We start from the raw sequence: 24,458 nt of genomic DNA, 5'->3' as shown, positions 1-24,458 counted from the left end.
AATGGTTGCGGTGAAAGTTGATCTGCATCAAGTGGGAGCAAGAAACAAGAAAGCCTGAGGTCGCAGCCATGCGCCACTTGCGGACATTTCATGAAGCCGAAGATCAAAAGCCGGGGCGAACCCCGGCTTTTTCATTTCATCCGTTTATTCCGCCGCGAAGGGCGGCAGGCGGACGACGTTGCCGCCGGATTTGCCCTTCTTGTCGTCGGGCTTCTCGATCGCGGTGACGCGGCCGTCGAGGCTGGTGACGGCGGTTGTGAGTTCCTCGGGCGAGAGCGGCAGCTGCTCTTCGTCCTTCTTGCCGACAAGGCGGCCGAACAGCCAGCCGAGCAGGCGGGAGAGGTCGTCCATGATCAGGAAGAAGGAGGGCACGACGACGAGCGAGAGCACCGTCGATACGATGATGCCGCCGATCACGGCGATTGCCATCGGCGAGCGGAACGAGCCGCCTTCGCCGACACCGAGCGCCGAGGGAAGCATACCCGCCGACATGGCGATCGAGGTCATGATGATCGGGCGGGCGCGCTTGCGGCCGGCTTCCACCATGGCTTCGACACGTTCCATCCCATGCCGCTTCATCTCGATCGCGAAATCGACGAGCAGGATCGCGTTCTTGGTGACGATACCCATCAGCATCAGGATGCCGATCAAAACAGGCATGGAGAGCGCGTTCTGGGTGACGATCAGCGCCAGTGCCACGCCGCCGATCGCAAGCGGCAGCGAGAACAGGATGGTGAAGGGCTGGATCACGTCCTTGAAGAGCAGGATCAGAACGACCAGAACCAGCATCAGGCCCATCAGCATGGCATTGCCGAAGCTCTGGACCATTTCACCCTGAACCTTGGCGTCACCGCTTTCGGCCAGATGCACGCTCTTCGGCAGCTCGGTTTCGGAGACGATGCGTTTGAACTCGGCGGTCGAGGTATCGAGCGCCGTGCCGAAGGGCACGTCGGAGCCGATGGCGACGACGCGGTTGCGGTTGTTGCGCTTGATCGAGCTCGGACCTTCCGAATAGTCGACATCGGCGACGCTGTAGAGCGGAACGCTGGCGCCGCTCGCCGTCTTGATCTTGATGGCGCGAATGGCGGCCAGATCGCGGCGGACATCGAGCGATGCCTGCACGCGGATCGGGATCTGCCGGTCATCGAGCGAGATCTTGGCGAGGTTGGCGTCGATATCGCCGATGGTGGCGACGCGGATCGTCTCGGAGATCTGCTGCGGCGTAATGCCGAGGCGTGAAGCTTCGGCCATGCGTGGGCGGATCTGCAGTTCCGGACGGGGCAGGGCGCCTTCGGAAGAGACGTTCGCCAGGATCGGCGACGCGCGCAGCTTCGATTCCAGCAGGCTGACGGCCTCGTTCAGGTCGTCCTCGTTGGAGGAGAGGAAGTTGAAGGTGAGGTCGCGTTCGGCGCGGTCGTTGACCTTGGAGATGCGCACGTCAGGGATACCGCGCACTGCGGCGAAGATATCCTTTTCCACATCCCACTGCGGACGCGTGCGGCCGTGTTCTTCCATCTTTGGGATCAGCTTGCCGATAACAGGCAGCCCGCCGAGACCCTTGTTGACGAGGGTCTTCAGCAGGGAGTGATCGATGTTGCCGAGGATGACGCGCACGGTGGCGCGGCGCAGTTCGAGATCGCCCTTGGGCGATGCGCCGCCTAGAACAAAGACGCTTTCCACGCCGTCGATCCCGCGCACGGCGTCGTAGACCTTGGTCGAGGCTGCGGCCGTGTCTTCGAGCGTGGCGTTCGGCGGCAGCTCGACGGAGAGCACGACGCGTGAGGAATCGTCCGGCGGCATGAAGCTGCCGGGCACGCGGCTGAGCAACATCATCGAGCCGATCAGGAAGGCGATGGCGCAGAGCAGCGTCGTGTAGCGCCAGTACCATTTGCGCGTGGTGCCGGTGACCAGGCGCGTATAGCCGCGCATGATCGTGCCGTCATTGTCGTGATGGTCTTCCATGCCGTCTTCCGCGCGCATCAGATAGGCGGCCATCAAGGGTGTGATGAGGCGCGCCACAACGAGCGAGAAGAAGACGGAGAAGGCGACCGTCAGGCCGAACTGGATGAAATACTGGCCGGCGATGCCAGGCATGAATGACACCGGCACGAAGACAGCGATGATGGTGAAGCTGGTTGCGATAACGGCGAGGCCGATTTCGTCAGCGGCTTCCAGCGCTGCCTTGTAGGGCGTCTTGCCCATCTTGATATGGCGGGCGATGTTCTCGATCTCGACGATCGCGTCGTCGACGAGAATACCGGTTGCGAGCGTCAGCGCCAGGAAGCTCACAAGGTTCAGCGAGAACCCCATGATATCCATGATCCAGAAGGTCGGAATGGCCGACAAGGGCAGCGCCACGGCGGCAATCAGCGTCGCGCGCCAGTTGCGCAGGAAGAGGAAGACGACGATGACGGCGAGGATCGAGCCTTCGATCAGCGTGTGAAGGGCCGCTTCATAGTTTCCGTAGGTGAAGTAGACGCTGTCATCCACCATCTCGATCTTGACGTTCGGATTGGCCTTGCGGATCTCCGTCAGGCTTTCCGACACGGTTTCGGCGACAGAGACTTCGCTGGCGCCCTTGGCGCGGAACACGGCGAAGGTGACCGACGGCGTGCCGTTGAAGCGCGAGAAGGATTTCTGCTCCTCGTAGGTGTCGTCGATCGTGCCGAGCTCGGAGAGCTTGACGAAGCGGCCGTTCGGCAGACTGATCGTGGTCGTGTTGAGCTGCGAGACGTCGCGCGTGTCACCCAGCGTGCGGATCGTCTGCTCGTTGCCGGCGACCTGGCCGCGGCCGGAGCCGAGGTTGACGTTGGTGCCGCGCAGCTGCTGGTTCACGTCGGCGGCGGTGATGCCATAGGCGTCGAGCTTGCCGGGATCGAGCGAGACACGCACTTCGCGGTCGGCGCCGCCGTAGCGGTCGATGCGGCCGATGCCGGGCTGGCCCTGAAGGGCGCGCTTGACGGTGTCGTCGACGAACCAGGACAGCTCCTCAAGCGTCATGTTGGGGGAGGAGACGGCAAACGTCTGGATCGCCTGTCCTTCGACATCGACCTTGGTGACGATCGGTTCCTCGATGCCGGCGGGAAGGTCACTGCGGATCTTGTCGACCGCGTCCTTGGTGTCCTGAACGGCTTCGGCGGTCGGCTTCTCGATGCGGAAGACGACAACCGTCTGCGACAGGCCGTCGGTGACCGTCGACTGGATTTCATCGATGCCGCTGATGGAGGCGACCGCGTCCTCGACCTCCTTCGTCACCTGCATTTCGAGCTCGGCCGGCGAGGCGCCGCTCTGTGTGACGGTGATGGAGACGACGGGAACGTCGATATTCGGGAAGCGGGTGATCGGCAGCTTGTAGAAGGCCTGGATGCCCACGAACACCAGCAGCGCGAAGGCGAGCAGCGGCGCAATCGGATTTCGGATCGACCATGCGGAGAAATTCATGGATTGGCCTCGGTCAGTTCGATTGTGCCGATACGGCTTCGGTGACAGGGGTGATCTTGTCGCCATCGCGAACGAAGGCGCCGGCCTTGGCGACGACGGTGTCGCCTTCCTTCAGGCCTTCCGAGATCTCGACGAAGCCACCATCCTGGATACCTGTCGTCACCTTCACCTGCTTGACGACGCCGTCCTCGACCTTGCGGGCGGTGGAGCCGTTACGGCCTGTGGTGACCGCCGACAGCGGCAGGGCGATGTCGTTCTTTTCGGCGACGATGATGTCGGCGCTGGCATACATGCCGGAGCGGGCAGCACTCTCGTCGTCGATATAGATGTGCACGAGGCCGAGGCGGGTGGACTGGTCGACCGTCGGGGAGACGATCCTGACCTTGCCTTCGATCTTCGTGCGGTTGCCGGACAGCGTGACGATGGCGCGCTGGCCGACCTTGATCTTCTGGATATCGGTTTCCGAAAGCTCGGCGACGAGCTCTATGGCGCTATCCTTGATGACGGTGAACATCGGTTCGCCGGTGCCGGCGGCAATGGCGCCGATGCGGGCGTTCTTGGCCGAGATCACGCCTGAAACCGGCGTCTTCACGTCCGTGCGCGCCAGCTTCAGGTCGGCATCGGCGATCTGGCTGTCGATCACCTTCAGGTCGGCGATCGCCACCTCGATTGCCTGTTCCGCCGAGGAGACGCGCGCATTGGCGGTCGCAGCGGTCGCGTCGGCCTGCTCGACCTGGGCGGTGGAGACGGTGCCCTTCTTGCCCATCTCGTCGGCGCGCGACTGCTGCAGGCGGGCCTGCTCGGCATTGGCCTTGGCTTCGACCAGCTGGGCGCGGAGCTGGGCGAGACTTGCCTCGCCCTTGGCCTTGGTCGCCATCATCTGCGCCTTCTGCAGCACCAGCGCATCATCATTCAGCGTGGCAAGCGTGCTGTCGGCCGTAACCTTGTCGCCGACATCGACGTTGAGCGCGCGGATGGAGAGACCCTCGACCTGCGGCTGGATATAGACTTCCTCGATCGGGCGGATCGTGCCGGTGCCGATGACGCGATCGACCAGCGCGCGCTTGGCCGCAGTCGTGACCACGATCACGGGCAGGTTCTGCTGTGCCTTGGGCGGCTGGTTTTCCTGCGCGAACGCGACCGATGCGGCAAAGGCAGCCGCGATCAGGGTGGAGGCGCGTAGAGTTTTAGGCGTCATGCGTACCATGCGTCTTTGTCCAGTCTTTGAAAAAGGTTGGCCAAACTCGCGCCTTGTCCTCAGCTCGCGAAGGCCTTCTCCCGTAAGTGCAAGCTCAGAAATATTCCCGCATCATTGCCGTCTCTTACTCCGTAAGATGACCCTCGTCCGGCAAATCCGACATGTACGTGGTATCGTTTTGCCCCACGCGCAAGCCCGGCAGAAAATAATTCCTCGCGGCGCACATTAGTAATCTCGACGGCCGAGATCAATCACCATTCCGTGATGCCGACATTCGGTTTGTTGATCCGCAATTCCGTCATTCCTATGACGCGCCAGCCGACGCTGATCCGACAACGCCACGAATTTTTTGTGATTTAAATGAAAAACGCGCGGTGCCAGCCCGCGCGTTCCTCGTTCATTGATGCGACTTGGTCGCCGCTTCTTACTTGGCGGCCGCGTCGGTGATGTCGTGCGTCCAGGCGCCCGTCGGTTCCTTGCTGATGATCTTCTGGTCGAGCAGGGCCTTGGCGGTGCGGTCGTAGAGCGTGGTGTCGAGCTTGCCGGTGCCGTCGCCGATCAGCTTGGCCACTTCGCTCATCATCCGCTTCTGGTGGTTTTCGTCCTGACCGCCTGCATCGACGACGATCTCGGCTGCATCATCGGGGTTCTCGACGGCATACTTCCAGCCCTTCATCGAAGCCTTGACGAACTTGGCCATCTTTTCCTTGAAGGCCGGGTCCTTTAGCTTTTCCTCGTTGGCGTAGAGGCCGTCCTCGAGCAGGTCGTTGCCCATGGCGGTGTAGTTGAAGACCGTCAGCTCTTCCGGCTTGAAGCCGGCATCGATCGCCTGCCAGTATTCGTTATAGGTCATGACGGAGATGCAATCGGCCTGCTTCTGCAGGAGCGGCTGCACGTCGAAGCTCTGCTTGAGCACGGTCACACCGTCCTTGCCGCCATCGGTCTTCAGGCCGATCTTGTTCATCCAGGCGAAGAAGGGATATTCGTTGCCGAAGAACCAGACGCCGAGCGTGTGGCCCTTGAAGTCGGCTTCGGTCTTGATCGGGCCATCCTTGCGGCAGATCAGTTCCATGCCCGACTTCTGGAAAGGCTGGGCGATGTTGACGAGCGGAACGCCCTTTTCGCGGGCAACCAGCGCGCCGCCCATCCAGTCGACGATCACATCGGCGCCGCCGCCGGCGATCACCTGCTCCGGCGCGATATCAGGCCCACCCGGCTTGATGTCGACGTCGAGGCCTTCCTCTTCGTAGTAACCCTTCTCCTTGGCGACGTAGTAGCCGGCGAACTGCGACTGGGCGACCCACTTCAGCTGAAGCGTCACCTTGTCGGCGGCCATCGCGTGGCTTGCCGCCATCGCCATGGCGCTCGCCATCATTGCAAGAACCAGTTTTTTCATTTTCTTGTTCCCTCTTTCTTTCTCTACGCCCGACCCCAGTGTCGGGAATAAATGACGCCTAGCCACCACGGATAGACGGATGCCAGAACGTCACCGCCCGCTCAGCGAGGGCGACGACGCCATAAAAGATCGAGCCAGCCAGCGCCGCAACGGCGATTTCGGCCCAGACCATGTCGACATTCATGCGGCCGATCTCGGTGGAGATGCGGAAGCCCATGCCGACGATCGGCGTACCGAAGAACTCCGCGACGATGGCACCGATCAGCGCCAGCGTCGAGTTGATCTTCAATGCATTGAAAATGAAAGGCATGGCCGCCGGCAGACGCAGTTTCAGGAGCGTCTGCCAGTAGCTGGAGGCGTAGGTCTGCATCAGGTCGCGTTCCATCGGACCGGAGGCGGCAAGGCCGGCGACGGTGTTCACCAACATCGGGAAGAAGGTCATGATGACGACAACAGCGGCCTTGGACTGCCAGTCGAAGCCGAACCACATAACCATGATCGGGGCGACGCCGATCATCGGCAGCGCCGAGACCATGTTGCCGATCGGCAGCAGGCCACGGCGCAGGAAGGCGACGCGATCGGCGAGGATGGCGACGACGAAGCCGGCGCCGCAGCCGATGACATAACCCGCAAGCACGGCCTTGAAGATCGTCTGCCTGACGTCATCGCCGAGTATCGGGAGCGACCCGACGATGCGCGCGGCAATGGCGCTCGGCGGCGGCAAAAGCACGAAGGGGATGCCGGCGCCGCGCGTGGCTGTTTCCCAGAGGATCAGGATCCAGGCGCCGAAGATCGCGGGCACGAGCAGCCGCAGGGCGGTATCATCGGCGCGCGAGCTGGTCCTGATTTCGACGATCTCGCTGACGGTGCGCCAGGCGAGCAGCCAGCAGGCCGTCATCAGCAGGAAGAAGGGTTTCGCCGCGTAGCCTTCGTTCCCACTCAGGCTCGACAGCAGCAGCCAGGCGCCGCCATGGGCGCCGATGAAGAGCACCGTCGCGCGGCTGGTCTTCGATTGCGGCAGCAGAGAGATGAGGGCGGATGCCGCGATCAGGATGAAGGTGATCGCCGTCATGCCTGTCGATGGTGGCTTGCCTGATGCGGCGGAGAACAGCGGCAGCGTTGCCGCGGCCGCGATGGTGAGGAGGAGGGCGACGATCGCCTGCCAGGATGCGTTCTTCATGCCGACCTCCCGCCCATGGCGCGATCAACGATCTTGGCGGCGATGCTGACGACCATGATCAGGAGTGCCGCCAGCAACGAGCCGGCGATCAGCGCCGCCCAGATGTCGATGGTCTGGCTGTAATAGGAGCCGGCGAGCAGCTTGGAGCCGATACCGGCCACCGCTCCCGTCGGCAGCTCACCGACGATGGCGCCGACGAGGCTGGCCGCAATCGCCACCTTCATGGAGGTGAAGAGATAGGGCACGGAGGCCGGCACGCGCAGCTTCCAAAAGGTCTGGGCTGCCGAGGAATTATAGGTGCGCATCAGGTCGAGCAGCATGACCTCAGGCGAGCGCAGGCCTTTCACCATGCCCACGGTGATGGGGAAGAAGGACAGATAGGTCGAGATCAGCGCCTTGGGGATCAGGCCGGTGATGTTGATGGCGCCCAATACGACGATCACCATCGGCGCGATCGCCAGGATCGGGATGGTCTGCGAGGTGATGATCCACGGCATCAGGCTGCGGTCGAGCGCCTTTATATGGACGATGCCGACGGCGATCAGGATGCCGAGCAGCGTGCCGAGGGTGAAGCCGAGCACGGTGGAGGAGAGGGTGACGCCCGAGTGATAGACGAGGCTGCGGTTGCTCGTGAGCTTGCGCAAGAAGGTGTTCTCGAAGACGTTCTGCGCCACCTGGTGCGGGGCAGGCAGGAGCGGCTTTGGCTGCGAGAGGGTTTTTTCGATGAACTCCATCGTGGTCGGGGTCTGGCCGGCGCGGGTGTCCATGTCGCGCTGGAAGGAGGCGTTCATCAGGATGGCCGCGACGTACCAGATGGCGACGAGGGCGGCCAGGATGGTGGTGACGGGGATGATCTTGTCTTTGAGGGTGTCGGGGGTCATGCGGCTTGCCTCGCATTGGCGAGGGTGTGCCGTGAGTTACCCCCCTCTGTCCTGCCGGACATCTCCCCCACAAGGGGGGAGATTGGCTGGGCTAGCCCGCTCGCTCCTACCTCAAAGTTTGACGAAGACCTCACCGCGGGTCGATCTCCCCCCTTGTGGGGGAGATGCCCGGCAGGGCAGAGGGGGGTAGCCACAGAAAGCCGACCTTCAATGCTCATAACTATGCCCCGCTCTCAGCCCGTCCCGCACGCGGTGAGCGATCTCGAGGAACTCCGGGCTCTCACGGATATCCAGCGGGCGTTCGCGGGGAAGCGGCGAGTCGATGATATCGGTGACGCGGCCGGGGCGGGGGGACATGACGACGATCTTGGTCGAGAGATAGACCGCCTCGGGGATCGAGTGGGTGACGAAGCAGATGGTCTTGTTGGTGCGCGCCCAGAGCTTCAGCAGTTCCTCGTTCAGGTGGTCGCGGACGATCTCGTCCAGCGCGCCGAAGGGCTCGTCCATCAACAACAGGTCGGCGTCGAAGGCGAGCGCGCGGGCGATCGAGGCGCGCTGCTGCATGCCGCCGGAGAGTTGCCAGGGAAACTTCTTCTCGAAGCCGGTGAGACCAACCAGATCGAGCGCCTCGGCGATGCGCTTCTGTCGCTCATCGGCCGGGTAGTTCATGATCTCGAGCGGCAGCGCGATGTTCTTATCGATGGTGCGCCAGGGATAGAGCGCCGGCGCCTGGAAGACATAGCCGTAGGCGCGGGCCTTGCGGGCTTCCTCCGGCGTCATGCCGTTGACCGTGATATCGCCCGAAGTCTTCTTCTCAAGATCGGCGATAACCCGCAGGAAGGTGGTCTTGCCGCAGCCCGATGGGCCGATGAAGGAGACGAAGTCACCTTTGCGGACATCGAGGTTGACGTTGCTCAGCGCATGCACCGGCGCGTCATTGGCCTGGTAGGTGAGACACAGATCCTTGGCGGATACGACGGAGGCAGCTTGCGTCAATGCGGATCGATCCTGTTTTCCCCGCGCGGCGGCGGTTTGCGTGATATCATTAGTGGCGGTTTGGGCCGCGCCGGCAAGCTTTGAGGAGGACGACGATGGATGCGACATCAAAACCGACCTGCCATATCGTGCGCCCCGACCATTCCTACGACGGAAAGCAGGGGCTGAGCTATTTCCAGGGCATTGCCGCCGAGACGGTCGGCGCCAAGGGCATCTGCATGCATCTTCTGACTATCCCGCCCGGCGTGCGCGCCAAGGCGCATCTGCACGAGGCGCACGAGACGGCGATCTACATGCTGTCGGGCGAGGCGCACACCTGGTACGGCGACGACCTCGAGCACCACGTCATCGTGCATGCCGGCGAGCTCTTCTACATCCCCGCCGGCGTGCCGCACCTGCCGGCGAACCTCAGCAGCACGCCGTGCACGGCGATCATCGCGCGCACCGATCCCAACGAGCAGGAGAGCGTCGTGCTCTTGCCGGAGCTGGATGGGAACGTGCCGGTGTGATGTCACTTGCATAGTGGCAGTGGCCCCCACTTTATGCCGGCATCCGAGGTGAAACCGATGGTGTAGCCTTTCAGGCCATAGGTGATCTTTGCCGTGTCCTCGCTTGCCGCTTCTTCGCCTTCGGCCTCGCAGGAGACCTTGGCGGTGAAGTTCTTGCCCTCGGTCTTCAGCACCTTCTCGATGGTGCAGGCGGAGGCCGCCGTGGTGATGGCTTCCGATGTCAGCAGGAAGAAACTTTCCGATCCGGTGGATTCGCCCGACTTGGCGTAGGCGCAACCGTCCTTGTTGCCGTAGCTCCCCTTGATCGGCAAGGTGTCGGCGCTTGCCGCGGAGGTCAGCGCGGCAAGCGAAACGAGAGTAAGAACCAGCCTGCCGCGCGCCATCGATCACACCCCGCTTGCCGGAATGCCCGATCGTTCGACCTTGCGCGGCGCGGTGATTTCCTTCCAGGTGGAGAGCGCCTTCGAGACGGCGGTGACCGGTTCGCGCTTGACGAACTCGCCATGGCCCTCGCGGGTCTTCATCGTCTCCTCCTCGACGACGACAACACCACGGCTCAGCGTGTAGCGCGGCAGGCCGGTGACCTGCTTGCCCTCGAAGACGTTGTAATCGATCGCGGATTGCTGGGTCTTGGCCGAAATCGTCTTGGAGCGCTTCGGGTCCCAGACCACGAGGTCGGCATCAGCGCCGACGAGGATGGCGCCCTTGCGGGGGTAGATGTTGAGGATCTTGGCGATGTTGGTGGAGGTGACGGCGACGAATTCGTTCATCGTCAGGCGGCCGGTGTTGACGCCGTAGGTCCAGAGCATCGGCATGCGGTCCTGCAGGCCGCCGGTGCCATTCGGGATCTTGGTGAAATCGCCGACGCCGTAGCGCTTCTGCTCTGTCGTAAATGCGCAGTGGTCGGTGGCGACGACCTGCAGCGAACCGGAGGCGAGGCCGGCCCAGAGACTGTCCTGGTGCTGCTTGTTGCGGAAGGGGGGCGACATGACGCGGCGGGCGGCGTGGTCCCAGTCCTTGTCGAAATATTCGCTTTCATCGAGCGTCAGGTGCTGGATCAGCGGTTCGCCATAGGCGCGGATGCCCTTCTGGCGGGCGCGGCGGATGGCTTCGTGGGCCTGTTCGCAGGAGGTGTGGACGATATAGACGGGGCAGCCGGCCATATCGGCGATCATGATGGCGCGGTTGGTGGCCTCACCCTCGACTTCCGCCGGGCGGGAGTAGGCGTGTGCCTCGGGACCGTTGTTGCCTTCAGCGAGCAGCTTCGCCGACATGGAAGCGACGACGTCACCGTTTTCGGCGTGAACCAGCGGCAGCGCGCCAAGCTCGGCGCAACGCTGGAAGGAGGCGAACATCTCGTCGTCGTTCACCATCAGCGAGCCCTTGTAGGCCATGAAGTGCTTGAAGGTGTTGATGCCCTTGTGCTGAACGATCGTCTTCATCTCGTTGAAGACCTGCTCGCTCCACCAGGTGATCGCCATGTGGAAGGAATAGTCGCAATTGGCGCGGGTCGACTTGTTGTCCCACATGGTGAGTGCTTCGAGCAGCGACTGGCCGGGGGCGGGGAGCGCGAAGTCGACCACCATCGTGGTGCCGCCGGCAAGTGCGGCGCGCGTGCCGCTGTCGAAGTCGTCGGAAGAATAGGTGCCCATGAAGGGCATTTCGAGATGGGTGTGCGGATCGATGCCGCCGGGCATGATGTAGCAGCCGGTAGCATCGAGCGTTTCGGTTCCGGAGAGGTTGGGCCCGATCTCGACGATCTTGCCGCCATCGACCTTCACATCCGCCTTGTAGGTCAGGTCGGCGGTGACGATGGTGCCGTTCTTGATGACTGTGCTCATTGGTCGGGTTCCCTGTTTTTATGAGACGGGGCACCGTTCACGGTGCCGTCGCGCCGTGTCCAGCAGTCTAATGAATATGAAATACGCCTTCCGGAAAATGCTCGTTGAAGGCTGGCTCAGGTCTCCACGAGGTCGAGCCTGCGCTCGACGCGCTCAAGGCGTTCATCGATGCGATCGACGCGCCGCGAGATGCTTGCATATTGCTGTTCGAGAAAACCAAGCCGCTCCTTGGTTTCGAGATGATACTGCGTGTGCGATCCGAGCGTTTCCTGAATCCGCTTGAGCGTTTCGTAGATAAGCTCGTTGGTGACCTTGTCTGACATTGCTCAATCCCTTTGAGACAGAAGCGCAGACGACGCCGGTTGCCCTCAACCGTCGACGAGCTCAAGCCGCTTTTCGATGCGCAGGACGCGTTCATCAAGGCGGTCAAGCCGTGTCGAAATGGTCGCGTATTGATGTTCGAGGCTGCCGAGACGCTGCTTGATGACCAGTATGTCGTCGGACAATCGCTCAACCGTGCCACGGATGGCACGCAAATGTTCAAGGATGAGGTTGTCAGTTGACATGCACCAGCCTCCGTTGGCGGGAACTCACCCCTGGAATATAGGCGCAATTGGATCACGCCACAATCTCCGCCGTCTCCACCACCGCGTGAAACAAAACATCCGCGCCGGCCGAGGCCCACTCCTTGGAGATCTCCTCCGCCTCGTTGTGGCTGAGACCGCCGACGCAGGGGCACATGACCATGGTTGCTGGCGCCACCTTGGCGGCCCAGCAGGCGTCGTGGCCGGCGCCGGAGATGATGTTCATGTGGCTGTAGCCGAGGCGATCGGCGGCGTTGCGGACGGCGTCCACCAGCTTCGGGTCGAAGGTGACGGGGTCGAAATGGCCGACGGCCTCGACCGAGCAGCCGACGCCGAGAGCTTCGCAGATTTTCGCGGCCTCGGCCTCGATCGTCGCGCGCATGCGGTCGAGCTTGGTCTGGTCGGGCGTGCGGATGTCGACGGTGAAGACCACCTTGCCCGGCAGGACGTTGCGTGAGTTGGGCGAGAAGAAGACCTGGCCGACGCCGCCGACGGCGCCCGGCTGCTCGCCCATCGCCACGGCCTGTACCATTTCCATGATGCGGGACATCGCGAGCCCGGCGTTGACGCGCAGGTTCATCGGTGTGGAGCCGGTGTGGGCTTCTCGGCCTGTCAGCGTGAATTCCAGCCACCAGAGGCCCTGGCAGTGGGTGACGACGCCGATCTGCTTGTTTTCGGCTTCGAGGATCGGGCCCTGCTCGATGTGATATTCGAAATAGGCGTGCATCTTTCGAGCGCCGACCTCTTCTTCGCCCAGCCAGCCGATACGCTTCAGCTCGTCGCCGTAGGTCTTTCCATCAGGATCCTTGCGGGAATAGGCGTAGTCGATGTCGTGGACACCGGCGAAGACGCCTGAGGCGAGCATGGCAGGGGCGAAGCGGGCGCCTTCCTCGTTGGCCCAGTTGGTGACGACGATGGGGTGCTTGGTCTTCAGCCCCAAGTCGTTCATCGTGCGCACGACCTCGAGCGCGGCGAGCACGCCGAGAACGCCGTCATACTTGCCGCCGGTCGGCTGCGTATCCAGATGCGAGCCGACATAGACGGGGAGCGCCTCGGGATCGGTGCCGGGGCGGGTCGCGAACATCGTGCCCATCTTGTCTACGCCCATGGTCATGCCCGCGGCGTCGCACCATGTCTTGAAGAGGCTGCGGCCTTCGGCATCGGCGTCGGTCAGCGTCTGGCGGTTGTTGCCGCCCGCAATCCCCGGGCCGATCTTCGCCATATCCATGAGACTGTCCCAGAGACGGTCTCCGTTGACGCGCATGTTCTCGCCTGGTGCTGCCACCATATCCGTATTCCTCACCAGTTTTATGCGGCATGCGTCAGCATGTCCGCTTGTTCCCGGGGCCAATTTCAGCGCCTTTGTTTGTTTTATTGGCGTCTGAAAATCGTCAGTTGCCTTTGATTTGCTTCTGACGGATAATTTGACCGACTGGTAAACATTACAACTTCCGGCGTCTGGCTCAAGGCGAAAATCAGGAAAAATACAGACAAAATTCAGGGCATATGCCCGGTTTTTTGGCAGCGGATCGCCGATTGTTAAAGTTGACTGAAATAGTTGAATTTGAAAGAGAAAAATTAGCGACATGGCGATACCGAGAGCTGCGAAAACACAGCGGCGCACCCGCATCCAGGAGGAGAAAGAAGAACAGATCCTGGAAGCGGCGCTCGATGTGTTTTCGGTGAGCGGTTTTCGCGGATCGACGATCGACCAGATCGCCGAAGTGGCGGGCATGTCGAAGCCCAATCTGCTCTATTACTTCCGCACCAAGGAAGCGATGCACCGGGCGCTGATCGACCGCGTGCTGTTCACCTGGCTCGAGCCGCTGCGCGCTTTCAATGCGCAAGGCAATCCCGAGAGCGAGATCCGTGGCTATATCCGCCGCAAGCTGGAAATGGCGCGGGATTTTCCGCGCGAGAGTCGCCTGTTCGCCAATGAGGTGCTGCAGGGCGCGCCGCATATCGAGGACGAGCTGAAGGGGCCGCTGAAGGAGCTCGTCGACGAGAAGGCGGCGGTCATCCGTGCCTGGGCAAAGGCCGGCAAGATCGTCAAGTGCGATCCCTACCACCTGATCTTCTCGATCTGGTCGACGACGCAGCACTACGCCGACTTCGACGTGCAGGTGCGTGCCGTTCTCGGGCAGGGGCAATCCGGCGAGGGGCGGTTCGAGGACGCGGCGCGCTTTCTCGAGCAGCTCTTCGTGGATGGTCTCAGCGTGCGGACGAACCAGCCGGCATCATGATTTAACGATCGGCGCGATGCGCGATAGAGCGCTTGCGACGCTCTCGATCGTGTAGGGCTTCTGCAGCAGATTGGCGCCGAGGGCGCCATAGGCCTGCGATACCCCTTCGCCGTAACCCGTCGCCAGGATCAGCGGCACGCCCTTTGCCGCCAGCCTTTCGGCCACGGCGATGCTCGTTTCCTCGCCGAGATGGACGTCCAGAACGGCCAGGTCGAATTTGCGGTTTTCTATGACTGCCAAGGCGTTCGAGACATTCGGGGCCAGCGACACGCTATGGGCGCCGAGTTGCAGGAAGATGTCTTCACCATCCATGGCGATGATGAGATTGTCCTCGACGAGCAGGATGTCGAGCCCGTCCAGCGGCCGATCCTTGATCGTCTCCAGAATGGCCTTGGCCGATTGCAGCGATTGCTCCGGCAGAAGCGAGACCGCGCCATCGGCGAAGGTCGCGAACTTCTCGGGGATCAGGAAATGCGCCTCAAGGCCTTCAGGCTCATAGCGCACATCCGCCTGGCCGCCGAGCTCATAGGGGATCGAGCGGCGGATGATCGTGGTGCCGAAGCCCTGGCGGGTCGGCTGCTTGACGGGCGGCCCATCACTTTCGCGCCAGTGGATGAAGAGATTGCCGGCGTCGTCCTTGTGCCAATCGACCCCGACGGTGCCGCTGTCGCAGAGGCTGCCGTATTTGGCGCTGTTGGTGACCAGTTCGTGGAACACCAGCGCCGATATCGAAAAGGCCTGCGGCGCGAGCAGCACTTCCGGCCCGTTCATGATGATGCGCGCGGCATTCGGGCCGAGATAGGCGGCGGCTTCGGCCTGCAACAGGGCGCGCAGCGGTGCCGGCGCCCAGTGGTCTCGGGTGATCTGGTCGTGTGCGCGCGACAGCGCCTGAACGCGGCCTTCGAGATGGCCGATGAACTCGTCGGTGCTATCCGTCGTGCCGCGCGACTGGCGGATCAAGCCGCTGATCAGGCTCAATATATTGCGCACACGGTGGTTCAGCTCGGCGATCAGCAGTTCCTGCCGTTCGTTGGCCTGCTGGCGCACGGCGTTGGCTTCATCGGTCAGCCGCAGCACGACCTCGATCAGCGTGACGCGAATGGTTTCGGCAACGCGGCGTTCGGCGGCGGAGAAGGGCTGCGAGTGCTGGCGCACCAGCTCGGACCATGTCTCGAAGCTCTTGCGCGGCGTCAGGCGCGGGCCGTTCGGGCCGTATTCGACGGGCTTGTGCGGATCGCCCGCCCAGCGCACGGAGCGCACGATCTCCTGGCGGAAGAGAACCACGTAGTCGCGTGGCGAGCGCGAGATCGGAATGGCGATCAGCCCGGCCACGATGTCGCCGGACATCGTCCCCGGCCATGTCTGAGCGATGCTGTCGGTCGAAAACACGCGGCCGGCGGAGTTACGGTTGAGGACGCGGACGAGCTCGGCGAATTCGGCCTGCGACGGCGTGATGCCGTTCAGCGCGGAGCGGCCATTGATCCAGACGCCGATGCCATCGGCGGGGATCGCGTCGGCCAGCGCATCGATCAGCCAGGAGGGATCGTCGAGCAGGCTGGCATTGTCGGCGACCGAGGTCAGCAGCCGGTCGGCGATCTGGCGGGCCTTGGTTTCGAACTCGAGCGCAAGCCGCCGCTCGCGGCTCTCCAGCCTTGAGGCGAACATCTGGCCGAACAGTTCCGATGTCGTGCGCCGCTCGAAGGAGGGCAGGCGGGCGGAGTAGTGGTGGCAGGCAAAAAGGCCCCAGAGCTTGCCGTCGACGACGATCGAGATCGACAGCGAGGCGCCGACGCCCATGTTCTTCAGATACTCGATGTGGATGGGGGACACCGAGCGCAGGATCGACATGGAGAGATCGAGCGAGCGCCCATGCGCATCTATCTCCGGCACAAGCGGCACGTTGACGGCGTCGATGTCGGCGATGATGCGGAAGAGATTTCGGGTGTAGAGCGCCCGCGCCTGCACGGGAATGTCTGAGGCCGGGTAATGCAGGCCGAGGAACGAGCCGATGCCGGCGCGCGCGGCTTCCGCCACCACCTCGCCGGCGCCGCTCTCGTCGAAGCGGTAGACCATGACGCGGTCGAAGCCGGTCAGCGCGCGGGCCTGGCGGGCACCTTCGCGGAAGAAGGCTTCCAGCGTTTCGGCCTGGTCGAGACGGCCCATCATGCTGCGGATCGACACCGGCGAGCCGCCTTGCGCGCCCTCCTGCGAGGGCTCTGCCTCGATCACCACCTGATCGTCGCTCATGTGGATGGCGATGTCGAAAAGCGGGCCGCCTTCGGAGAGCTCGATGCCGAAGAGGCGCTCGACCACATCGGGCCCGCGCATGATGCTCAGCCGGTTGCGCAGCGTGTGCATGGTCTTGCCGCTGATGACGCGCGACACGGGCTGGCCGATGATCTCATCGCAGGCGATGCCGACGAACTGTTCCAGGTTGGCGGATGCGCGCGCCACCATCCAGTCCGATGACACGACGAGCAGGAAGCCGAAAGGCTGGATGGCGCCCAGGCGATGGATGGGTTCGCGGTCGCAATTGGTGAGGTCGACCTTGCCGAAATTCTCGCTCGAATTCTCGTTCACGACTGATCATGCTCCCGATCATACGGGGCAGCGTCTGCCATCGGGCGAACTGGAAAAACGTCTGCCGCTGCGTGGCAATCGCTGGTGTGGGCGCGAAGCGCGCTGCAAGGGGGCATGCTGTGGGATTTCCAGTTTTCGGTTCGGTACGCGAGACAGATCTCTAATGAGCAGGATTGAAAATATGCGTCAAGCCATCCGGATTTCCACCCGCCGGGCAGGAAATTTCACTGCATCAAGGACTTCGCCTGTTTGCGCGCGGTTTTCTGCCTGATCTCGTAGACCTGCCGGACTTCATGTCTTCGCTGGTCTCGCCTGTCATCCGAGGGAATTTCCGAGAGCCAGGCGATGGCTATGTCCGTGAACTCTGCGTCGGCGGGGATGAGGAGATCGGTCTCATCGAGCTGTTTGCGGATGCAGCCGCGATCAAAGGCAATGACGTCGTTTCCGGCTGCCTTGGCTTCGAAGACGACCAAGGGCTGGGCTTCATTGGCGTAGGTTGTTGGGAAGACGAACACGTCGATATCGCGGTAGAATTTTGCCTTGTCGTCGCCAAGCACGCGGCCGCGATAATCCAGCGCGCCGGCGAATTCACCGAGCGCCGCATCGATCATGGCGCGGTCGGCGCTATCGGTCGCGGGGCCGGCAAGGACGGCGCGGATCGGCAATCCCTGCAGGATCGCCTGTCGCAGCAGATCGAGAAACGTCTCCAGACCCTTGGCGCGGCTGAGGTTGCTGAGCATGCCGATCGTCAGCGGACGGGCGGGGATCGCCGCGTCCTCGCTCTGCGAGGGCACGAAGGCGGCGTTGGAGATGATGGCGGTGTGCAGGCGCCGGTCATAGGTGTCGGTGAAGCGGTCGCGCATCATGCCGCAGAGAAAGACATGGGTGAGATCGGGTGCGGCGAGCGCCAGAATGGCGCGCATGGTGATGCTCGGCCGGTCGATATAGCGAAAGCTGTGGTGATGAAGGTAGGTCGGGTAGGCGAAGAGCCGGGCGAACGCCACCAGCAGCAGGGTGTAGAGCTGGCCGAAGCCGCCGTCGCAGGCGAGGTAGCAGGCCTTGTCTGGGTGTCCGCGCTCGCGTGCGAGACTCGCGAGTGCGGCAAAGACCTTGATTGCCTTTGCCGGATGTCGCCAGAGGCGGGAACCGCCTGCCGGTGGCGAGAGGTTGCTGGTGACGACGGTGTGGTCTTCCAAGAGCAGCTCCACCATCGCCGCTGTGGCGAAGGAAAAGCCGTGTAGCGGCGGCGGCAGCGGGCCGATGGCAACGATATGACGGGTCATGCGGGCCACCTCTTGAGCCTGCGATGACTATGCGCGCCGGCGCGGAAAACTCAATCTCCCCGTTCGGCGCATATGCCCGCCGCTATGCTGTGGCGTTGGACGATCCGGTTTCGAAATCGAAGCCTTCGTCGGCCCAACCGGTCATGCCGCCGATCATCACCTTGACCTGGTATCCAAGCCTTGCGAGGCGAAGGGCCGCCTTGTCGGTGCCGTTGCAATGCGGGCCGGCGCAATAGACGACGAAGAGTGTGTCGGATGGCCATGCGGACATACGGTGCGCGGTCATCTTGCCGTGTGGCAGGTTCTGGGCGCCTGGTACATGCGACCGCGCGAACATGGCGGGAGAGCGGACGTCGAGGAGGACGAAGTCGATGCGTCCTGACGCGAGCGAGGCGTGAACGTCCCAGCAGTCGGTCTCGAAGGCGAGCTTGCGGGCGTAATAGGCGGCGATCGCCTCGGGTGCCGCGGCCGGGGTTTCGGCGACGTAGCTTGGTGCCGCGGGGTGGGCTGCGGGCTGCTGTTCGGCGATCATATCGGTCATCGGTGTCTCCTATCGTTGCTGTTGCCGGCGAAGATGCGCGATGATAGGTGTTGGCGAAACTGGCCATAATGACGACTGGCGTAAAGATCATGCCAAATATTGCCGCACTATCAGGACCCAAAGTCGCCGTGCTCGTCTATGACGGCCTGTGCACGTTCGAATTCGGCATCGCCTACGAAGTCTTCGGCCTGCCGAGGCCGGAGATGGGGTCGAACTGGTATCGCTTTCGCGCCTGCGGCGTCGAACCCGGCCCGCTTCGCGCGGCCGGTGGGCTGAGCGTGACCGTCGATGGTGGTCTCGAAGATCTCGAGGATGCCGATCTGATCGTCGTCCCCGGTTGGCGGGCGATCGATGCGCCGGTGCCTGATGGGCTGATAAAGGCTTTGCAAGCGGCGCATGGGCGCGGGGCGCGTATCATGTCGCTATGCTCGGGCGTAGCGGTTCTGGCCGCCTCGGGATTGCTGGCAGGCAAACGGGCGACGACGCACTGGCGCTATGTCGCCTCCGTCGCCGAGCGCTATCCCGAGATCGGGCTTGATGCCGATGTGCTCTACATGGACGAGGGGCGGATGCTGACGGCGGCGGGCAGTGCCGCCGGCATCGATCTCTGCCTGCACGTGGTGCGCGGCGATTTCGGCGCGGAGGCGGCCAATTCGGTCGCCCGGCGACTCGTCGTGCCGCCGCATCGCGAGGGCGGGCAGGCGCAGTTCATCCGCGCTCCCGTGCCGCAGCCGCGCGAAGGCGTGCGGCTCGGGCCGCTCATCGAGTGGATGCGGGCGCGGCTGAACGAGGAACAGCCGATCAGCCTGCTTGCGACCAAGGCGGGGATGAGCCAGCGCACCTTCCAGCGCCGCTTCGAGGCCACGACGGGCTCGAGCGTCGGCGAATGGTTGCTCATCGAGCGGCTGCGACATGCGCGCGAACTGTTGGAGCGGGAGGGCGAGGCATCGCTCGACGACATCGCCACCGCCTGCGGTTTCGGAACGCCGGCAACGATGCGGCATCATTTTCGCCGCCGATTGGGGACCAGCCCGGGGGCTTATCGGAAGGTGTTTTCGGGTGGCGTTACGGATGCGAGCCGGGGCGTATGATGCCGCTGGCGGCCGTGATCAATAGCTGGCCTTGCGCCAGCCTGCGGCGCGCGCTTCTGCTTCGGAGCAGAACCACCGCTCGCCATATTGCGGCGAGATCTTCGTGGCTGCGTAATAATGCTGGCCCGGAACGTGATAGATGCGTTCGCCCGAGTTGATGCTGATGTTACCCTTGATGTTGCAAGAGGTCCCCCGCTGAACGATCACGCCGTTGTCGATGATCATCGGCTTGGCGGCTGTCGTTCCCTGAGTAAAGCTCAGCGCCTGAGGCACCACGGTGTAACCACCGGCGGCAAGAAATGAGGTTGTTGCGCATAATGCGACGATAATTGGAAACTTCATGATCTGCCCCGAAAACCTCTTAAGGTTGTAGCAGGGGCGCTTTAGTATCTTATGTATACTATTGCTAAAATACCGGTGATCGGCATCGCCAGGATCTCGCGGCCTCATGAATGAAGCGGTGACCCATACCGTGAGCGTGTGGTCTCACGGTATGGGTTCAGATGCTCGCCTTACTCCGCGGCCTGCCGGGCCATCGGGTTGTTCGGGTGCGTCGTCCAGTTGGCGTAGTTGGGGTCGACGGTCTTGCCGGTGCGCTCATCAAGGCTGCCGGAGGGAAGCTGCTCCATGGTGATGCAGTTCTCGACAGGACAGACGTTGACGCAGAGGTTGCAGCCGACGCATTCGTCTTCCATCACCTCGAAGTGCCTGACGCCGTTGACGAATTGCGTGATCGCCTGGTGCGATGTGTCCTCGCAGGCGATGTGGCAGCGGCCGCACTTGATGCAGGCGTCCTGGTCGATCTTGGCCTTGGCGATGTAGTTGAGGTTCAGATACTGCCAGTCGGAGACATTGGGCACGGCGCGGCCGGTAATGTCGTCGAGGTTGCGGTGGCCCTTGGCGTCCATCCAGTCGGAGAGGCCGGAGATCATCTCCTGGACGATCTTGAAGCCGTAGGTCATCGCCGCCGTGCAGACCTGCACGTTGCCGGCGCCGAGCGCCAGGAACTCGGCCACGTCGCGCCAGGTGGTGACGCCGCCGATGCCTGAGATCGGCAGGCCCTGGGTTTCCGGATCGCGGGCGATCTCGGCCACCATGTTGAGCGCGATCGGCTTGACCGCTGGACCGCAATAGCCGCCGTGGCTGCCGCGTCCGTCGATCGAGGGTTCCGGCGAGAAGGTGTCGAGATTGACCGAGGTGATCGAGTTGATCGTGTTGATCAGCGACACCGCGTCGGTGCCGCCGGCTTTGGCGGCGCGGGCCGGCTTCCTGATATCGGTGATGTTGGGCGTCAGTTTGGTGATGACGGGCATGCGGGTGTACTGCTTGCACCAGCGCACCACCATCTCGATATATTCAGGCACCTGGCCGACGGCGGCCCCCATGCCGCGCTCGGACATGCCGTGCGGACAGCCGAAGTTGAGCTCGATACCGTCGGCCCCGGTCTCTTCCACCAGCGGCAGGATCGCCTTCCAGCTCTCTTCCTCGCAGGGCACCATGATCGAGGCGATCAGCGCGCGGTCCGGCCAGTTCATCTTCACCTGCTTCATTTCGCGCAGGTTGGTGTAGAGGTCGCGGTCGGTGATGAGCTCGATGTTGTTCAGGCCGAGCAGGCGGCGGTCGGCGCCCCAGATCGCGCCGTAGCGCGGGCCGTTGACGTTGACGACGGGCGGGCCTTCCTCGCCCAACGTTTTCCAGACCACGCCGCCCCAGCCCGCCTTGAAGGCGCGCTCGACGTTGTATGCCTTGTCTGTCGGCGGCGCCGAGGCGAGCCAGAAGGGGTTCGGCGATTTGATGCCGACGAAATTGTTGCGGAGATCAGCCATGGTTCACTCTCCCCTTCAGGCGACGGCAACGGCCGGCGGCGCATCGGCGGCCAGCATGCGGTGAATGGATTCGGCGGCGTCGCGGCCATTGGCGACGGCCGAGACTGTGAGGTCGTTGCCCCCGAAGACGCAGTCGCCGCCGGCCCAGACGCCGTCAAGCGAGGTGCGGCCTTCGGCATCGACGACGATGCGGCCGGATTCCAGACGCAGGCTTCCGAGGCTTGACGAGACGAGGGCCTGGCCGATCGCCTTGAAGATCTGGTCGGCGGCGATGACGCCGGTTTCGCCCGTGGTCGCCAGGCGTCCTTCCGACAGCGTGGTGTATTCGACCTCCAGGGCCGCGACCTTGCCGTCCTGCGCAAGGATCGCCTTCGGCGCCAGCCAGTGGCGGATGATGACGCCCTTGGAGGTCGCCAGATCCTGCTCGAATTCGGAGGCGTTCATGTGCTCCTTGCCGCGGCGGTAGCAGATGGTCACTTCCTCGGCGCCGAGCAGCTTTGCCTGCACGGCCGCGTCGATTGCGGTCATGCCGCCGCCGAGCACGATGACGCGGCGGCCGATGGCGATGTCGGCCTTGTTGTCGGTCTGACGCAGCGCGGCGATGAAATCGACCGCGTCATCGACGCCCGCGAGGTTTTCGCCCTCGACGCGGAGCGCGTTGACGCCCGATAGGCCGATGCCGAGGAAGACGGCGTCATATTGCTGTTGCAGGTCGGCCAGCTGGAAGTCGCGGCCGAGCAACTGCCCGTGCCTGACCTCGATGCCGCCGATCGACAGCACATAGTCGACTTCCTTCTGCGCGAAGCCGTCGACGGACTTGTAGGTGGCGATGCCGTATTCGTTGAGGCCGCCGGATTTCGGCTTTGCGTCGTAGATCACGACCTCATGGCCCTTGACCGCGAGACGGTGCGCGGCGGCAAGGCCGGCCGGGCCGGCGCCGACGACGGCAATCTTCTTACCTGATGCGGCGGCGCGGGTGTAATACTGCTTGCCGGCCTGCATCGCCGCATCGGTGGCGTAGCGCTGCAGGCGGCCGATCTCGACGGGGCGTTCCTCGGCCGTGTTGCGCACACAGGCCTGCTCGCAGAGCTCTTCGGTGGGACAGACGCGGGCGCACATGCCGCCCAGAATGTTCTGGTCGAAGATGGTCTTGGCGGAGCCGAGGGGATTGCCAGTCGATATCTGTCGGATGAAGAGCGGGATATCGATGGCGGTGGGACAGGCCGTCATACAGGGCGCGTCATAACAGAAATAACAGCGGTCGGAGGCGACCAGAGCCTCGTGCTTGTCGAGGCGCGGGTGAAGATCGGCGAAATTCTTGTCATACTCGGCGGGCGAAAGCCGGCCAGCATGAATCCCAGTGTCCAGACGTTCCATTGAAGTTCCCTCATTATAGGTAAACGGCCAGTGGAACGAAGCGTAACTCAGCATAAAAAATTTATCAAACGGTAAAATTTTAGCATGAGGCGGGCTTGAAGAAGACGTATCCTGCTGTTTTAGAACGGCTTTTCGATTTTGAGTTGATTGCTGTCAAGTTGCTCGACGGGCGCTTGCGGCCGCGCCGATCTTCACAGCGGAAGAATAATTGAAAAAATCAGAGATTTTTCGTGAAGAGCGGGAACCATTCCTCGCATAGCCCGTTATGGCGATATCCGAATGGTGATCGCATCGACCCAAAAATGCGCGCCCCCAAACCACCTTCGGATCACACTCACGGTCCCCTCCCGGTGAGTGAAAACAGCCGGTGCGCCGCCCTCGCACTGGCTGTTTTCTTGTGTGCGGTATTCAGTAAAAATCGATGGAATGTCAGGTGGTGACGGTCAGACGCCGCCGACTTGTTGCGGCGCGCGCTTCAGGATCTCGAATTCCGTGTCGGGGATCAGCAGGTGATACTCGATGCGGCCCGGTGTCAGCCGCAGATCGGCCTTGCCGTTGACCGATGAGGGCACGACGCGCTCGAGCACGATGCGGCCGAAGCTGTTGTCGCTGAATTCGTGGACTTCGTCGTTGGGTAGCGTTTCGGTCCAGGTGAAGCTGATCGCCTTGCGGTCGCCGTGCATGGTTTCCTGACAGTCGAGCGCTATCGCGGGTGCGCCGCCGGCAATGGCGCCGAAGGTCGCCGAATTGACGATCAACTCGTGCAACGCAAGGCCGACATGAACCGCCGCGTTTGGCGTCAGGTGAACATTGAGCCCGGTGACGGGCAGGGGGCCGGCGCTCTCCGGCCAATAGGGGGCGAACTGCTTGCGGGTGAGTTCGAAGAGAAAGGCGCCGCGCCAGCTGCTATCGGTGATGAGATCCTGCGAGTTCGACAGCGACTGTAGCCGGCCGCGGAATTTTACCAGGAAGCTGTCGAGAGACAGCGTGTTGCGGGCTGTCTGCGTGGCGATGCCCTGGATGATGGCAAGCAGGTTTTTCGAGCGGTGCGAGAGCTCGCGCAGAAGCGATTTTAGCACCTTCTCGCGGTGTCTGGTCTCAGTGATTTCGGTAATGATCGACAGCAGGCCGACCTCGTGTCCGAGCGTGACGCGCTGCACCTTGATTTCGTAGGTACGCATCTCGCCGTCGATGGCGATGTCGGCCTCGGTACTGGCGGGCGTGCCGGTTTCCAGCACCTTGCGCTTCAGTGTTTCGAGATTGCGCGCGTGGACCTCGCCGAACATGTCGGCATCGCTGCCGCCGGGGGGAACAGCGTGTTCAAGATGCGCGGGGAGGTTCTCGGCGTAGACGATGCCGAGATCGGGGTCCTGATAGACAACGGCGATGCCGGCGCTTGCGAGCGCCCGCTCCATCAAGAGCTCTTTGCCTTCCAATGCGAAGGGCGTGCCGGCCAATGGTCCAGTCCTCTTCACCCAGCCGCCTTTCCTT

Annotated in this window: 21 protein-coding genes; 3 read left to right on the top strand and 18 right to left on the bottom strand. The window is 62.9% G+C overall.

The features are described 5' to 3' along the window. Positions 1 to 144 precede the first annotated feature (144 nt). From ACVTFQ_RS12785 to ACVTFQ_RS12760, 6 genes are all read right to left on the bottom strand, one after another. The gene (locus ACVTFQ_RS12785; protein ID WP_111564143.1) at positions 145 to 3,441 is read right to left on the bottom strand and encodes an efflux RND transporter permease subunit; all 3,297 of its coding nucleotides are present in this window, start codon (positions 3,439 to 3,441) and stop codon (positions 145 to 147) included. Positions 3,442 to 3,454: 13 nt separating this feature from the next. Beyond that, positions 3,455 to 4,648, bottom strand: coding sequence for an efflux RND transporter periplasmic adaptor subunit (locus tag ACVTFQ_RS12780; RefSeq protein ID WP_111564144.1), 1,194 nt, complete (start codon positions 4,646 to 4,648; stop codon positions 3,455 to 3,457). 415 nt (positions 4,649 to 5,063) lie between these two features. Then, positions 5,064 to 6,035, bottom strand: a complete 972-nt coding sequence (locus ACVTFQ_RS12775; RefSeq protein WP_047514495.1) for an ABC transporter substrate-binding protein — start codon at positions 6,033 to 6,035, stop codon at positions 5,064 to 5,066. A gap of 58 nt (positions 6,036 to 6,093) precedes the next feature. Then, positions 6,094 to 7,215 carry an ABC transporter permease gene (locus ACVTFQ_RS12770; RefSeq protein WP_111564145.1) on the bottom strand — a complete coding sequence of 374 codons (1,122 nt, stop codon included), beginning with the start codon at positions 7,213 to 7,215 and terminating at the stop codon, positions 6,094 to 6,096. Continuing rightward, positions 7,212 to 8,096 (bottom strand): ABC transporter permease, encoded by an 885-nt coding sequence (locus tag ACVTFQ_RS12765; protein ID WP_111564146.1) that lies wholly within the window; start codon positions 8,094 to 8,096, stop codon positions 7,212 to 7,214. Before ACVTFQ_RS12765 ends, ACVTFQ_RS12770 begins: the two co-directional genes overlap by 4 nt. A 207-nt stretch (positions 8,097 to 8,303) precedes the next feature. Beyond that, a complete protein-coding gene (locus tag ACVTFQ_RS12760; RefSeq protein WP_047514642.1) occupies positions 8,304 to 9,092 on the bottom strand; it encodes an ABC transporter ATP-binding protein in 789 nt (262 codons plus the stop codon). Positions 9,093 to 9,187: 95 nt separating this feature from the next. Here ACVTFQ_RS12760 and ACVTFQ_RS12755 point away from each other — a divergent pair, with 95 nt between their 5' ends. Further along, positions 9,188 to 9,601 (top strand): cupin domain-containing protein, encoded by a 414-nt coding sequence (locus tag ACVTFQ_RS12755; protein WP_047514486.1) that lies wholly within the window; start codon positions 9,188 to 9,190, stop codon positions 9,599 to 9,601. Positions 9,602 to 9,603: 2 nt separating this feature from the next. Here the strand turns inward: ACVTFQ_RS12755 and ACVTFQ_RS12750 are convergent, their stop codons facing one another. The 5 genes from ACVTFQ_RS12750 to ACVTFQ_RS12730 all read right to left on the bottom strand — a co-directional run bounded on the left by ACVTFQ_RS12750 (position 9,604) and on the right by ACVTFQ_RS12730 (position 13,314). Further along, positions 9,604 to 9,984 carry a hypothetical protein gene (locus ACVTFQ_RS12750; RefSeq protein ID WP_111564147.1) on the bottom strand — a complete coding sequence of 127 codons (381 nt, stop codon included), beginning with the start codon at positions 9,982 to 9,984 and terminating at the stop codon, positions 9,604 to 9,606. 3 nt (positions 9,985 to 9,987) lie between these two features. Then, a complete protein-coding gene (hydA, locus tag ACVTFQ_RS12745; protein ID WP_111564148.1) occupies positions 9,988 to 11,442 on the bottom strand; it encodes a dihydropyrimidinase in 1,455 nt (484 codons plus the stop codon). Positions 11,443 to 11,558: 116 nt separating this feature from the next. Next, on the bottom strand, positions 11,559 to 11,765 hold the full coding sequence (locus ACVTFQ_RS12740) for a hypothetical protein (RefSeq protein ID WP_111564149.1): 207 nt from the start codon (positions 11,763 to 11,765) through the stop codon (positions 11,559 to 11,561). 45 nt (positions 11,766 to 11,810) lie between these two features. Continuing rightward, complete coding sequence (locus tag ACVTFQ_RS12735; RefSeq protein WP_111564150.1) at positions 11,811 to 12,008, bottom strand: hypothetical protein; 198 nt, start codon at positions 12,006 to 12,008, stop codon at positions 11,811 to 11,813. 52 nt (positions 12,009 to 12,060) lie between these two features. After that, positions 12,061 to 13,314 (bottom strand): Zn-dependent hydrolase, encoded by a 1,254-nt coding sequence (locus tag ACVTFQ_RS12730; RefSeq protein ID WP_111564151.1) that lies wholly within the window; start codon positions 13,312 to 13,314, stop codon positions 12,061 to 12,063. A gap of 298 nt (positions 13,315 to 13,612) precedes the next feature. On the opposite strand from ACVTFQ_RS12730, the gene ACVTFQ_RS12725 reads away from it, so the two are divergent. Then, entirely contained in the window at positions 13,613 to 14,269 is a 657-nt protein-coding gene (locus tag ACVTFQ_RS12725; protein WP_018897122.1) for a TetR family transcriptional regulator C-terminal domain-containing protein, read from the top strand. On the opposite strand, the gene ACVTFQ_RS12720 is transcribed toward ACVTFQ_RS12725, so the two are convergent. From ACVTFQ_RS12720 to ACVTFQ_RS12710, 3 genes are all read right to left on the bottom strand, one after another. Next, a complete protein-coding gene (locus ACVTFQ_RS12720) occupies positions 14,264 to 16,849 on the bottom strand; it encodes an HWE histidine kinase domain-containing protein (protein WP_111564152.1) in 2,586 nt (861 codons plus the stop codon). The two genes, ACVTFQ_RS12725 and ACVTFQ_RS12720, sit on opposite strands and share 6 nt — an antisense overlap. A 224-nt stretch (positions 16,850 to 17,073) precedes the next feature. Then, the gene (locus ACVTFQ_RS12715) at positions 17,074 to 18,132 is read right to left on the bottom strand and encodes a glycosyltransferase family 4 protein (RefSeq protein ID WP_111564153.1); all 1,059 of its coding nucleotides are present in this window, start codon (positions 18,130 to 18,132) and stop codon (positions 17,074 to 17,076) included. An 82-nt stretch (positions 18,133 to 18,214) separates the two neighbouring features. Further along, complete coding sequence (locus tag ACVTFQ_RS12710; RefSeq protein WP_111564187.1) at positions 18,215 to 18,664, bottom strand: rhodanese-like domain-containing protein; 450 nt, start codon at positions 18,662 to 18,664, stop codon at positions 18,215 to 18,217. A 77-nt stretch (positions 18,665 to 18,741) separates the two neighbouring features. Between ACVTFQ_RS12710 and ftrA the strand changes: the two genes are divergently transcribed. Further along, the gene (gene ftrA, locus ACVTFQ_RS12705; RefSeq protein WP_112949866.1) at positions 18,742 to 19,764 is read left to right on the top strand and encodes a transcriptional regulator FtrA; all 1,023 of its coding nucleotides are present in this window, start codon (positions 18,742 to 18,744) and stop codon (positions 19,762 to 19,764) included. 18 nt (positions 19,765 to 19,782) lie between these two features. Here the strand turns inward: ftrA and ACVTFQ_RS12700 are convergent, their stop codons facing one another. The 4 genes from ACVTFQ_RS12700 to ACVTFQ_RS12685 form a co-directional block, all read right to left on the bottom strand. Then, the gene (locus ACVTFQ_RS12700) at positions 19,783 to 20,106 is read right to left on the bottom strand and encodes a sunset domain-containing protein (RefSeq protein ID WP_111564155.1); all 324 of its coding nucleotides are present in this window, start codon (positions 20,104 to 20,106) and stop codon (positions 19,783 to 19,785) included. 170 nt (positions 20,107 to 20,276) lie between these two features. Next, positions 20,277 to 21,590: an NAD-dependent dihydropyrimidine dehydrogenase subunit PreA gene (preA, locus tag ACVTFQ_RS12695; RefSeq protein ID WP_111564156.1), complete on the bottom strand. Its 1,314-nt coding sequence runs from the start codon at positions 21,588 to 21,590 to the stop codon at positions 20,277 to 20,279. 15 nt (positions 21,591 to 21,605) lie between these two features. Then, the gene (locus ACVTFQ_RS12690; protein ID WP_112949867.1) at positions 21,606 to 22,967 is read right to left on the bottom strand and encodes an NAD(P)-dependent oxidoreductase; all 1,362 of its coding nucleotides are present in this window, start codon (positions 22,965 to 22,967) and stop codon (positions 21,606 to 21,608) included. Between the two features lie 443 nt (positions 22,968 to 23,410). After that, positions 23,411 to 24,442, bottom strand: coding sequence for a PAS domain-containing sensor histidine kinase (locus ACVTFQ_RS12685; RefSeq protein ID WP_111564158.1), 1,032 nt, complete (start codon positions 24,440 to 24,442; stop codon positions 23,411 to 23,413). Positions 24,443 to 24,458: the final 16 nt, after the last annotated feature.

The organism is Rhizobium sp. O111 (assembly GCF_055616315.1).
The sequence above is the reverse complement of the archived record's forward strand: the minus strand, read 5'-3'. Positions and strand labels throughout refer to the sequence as shown.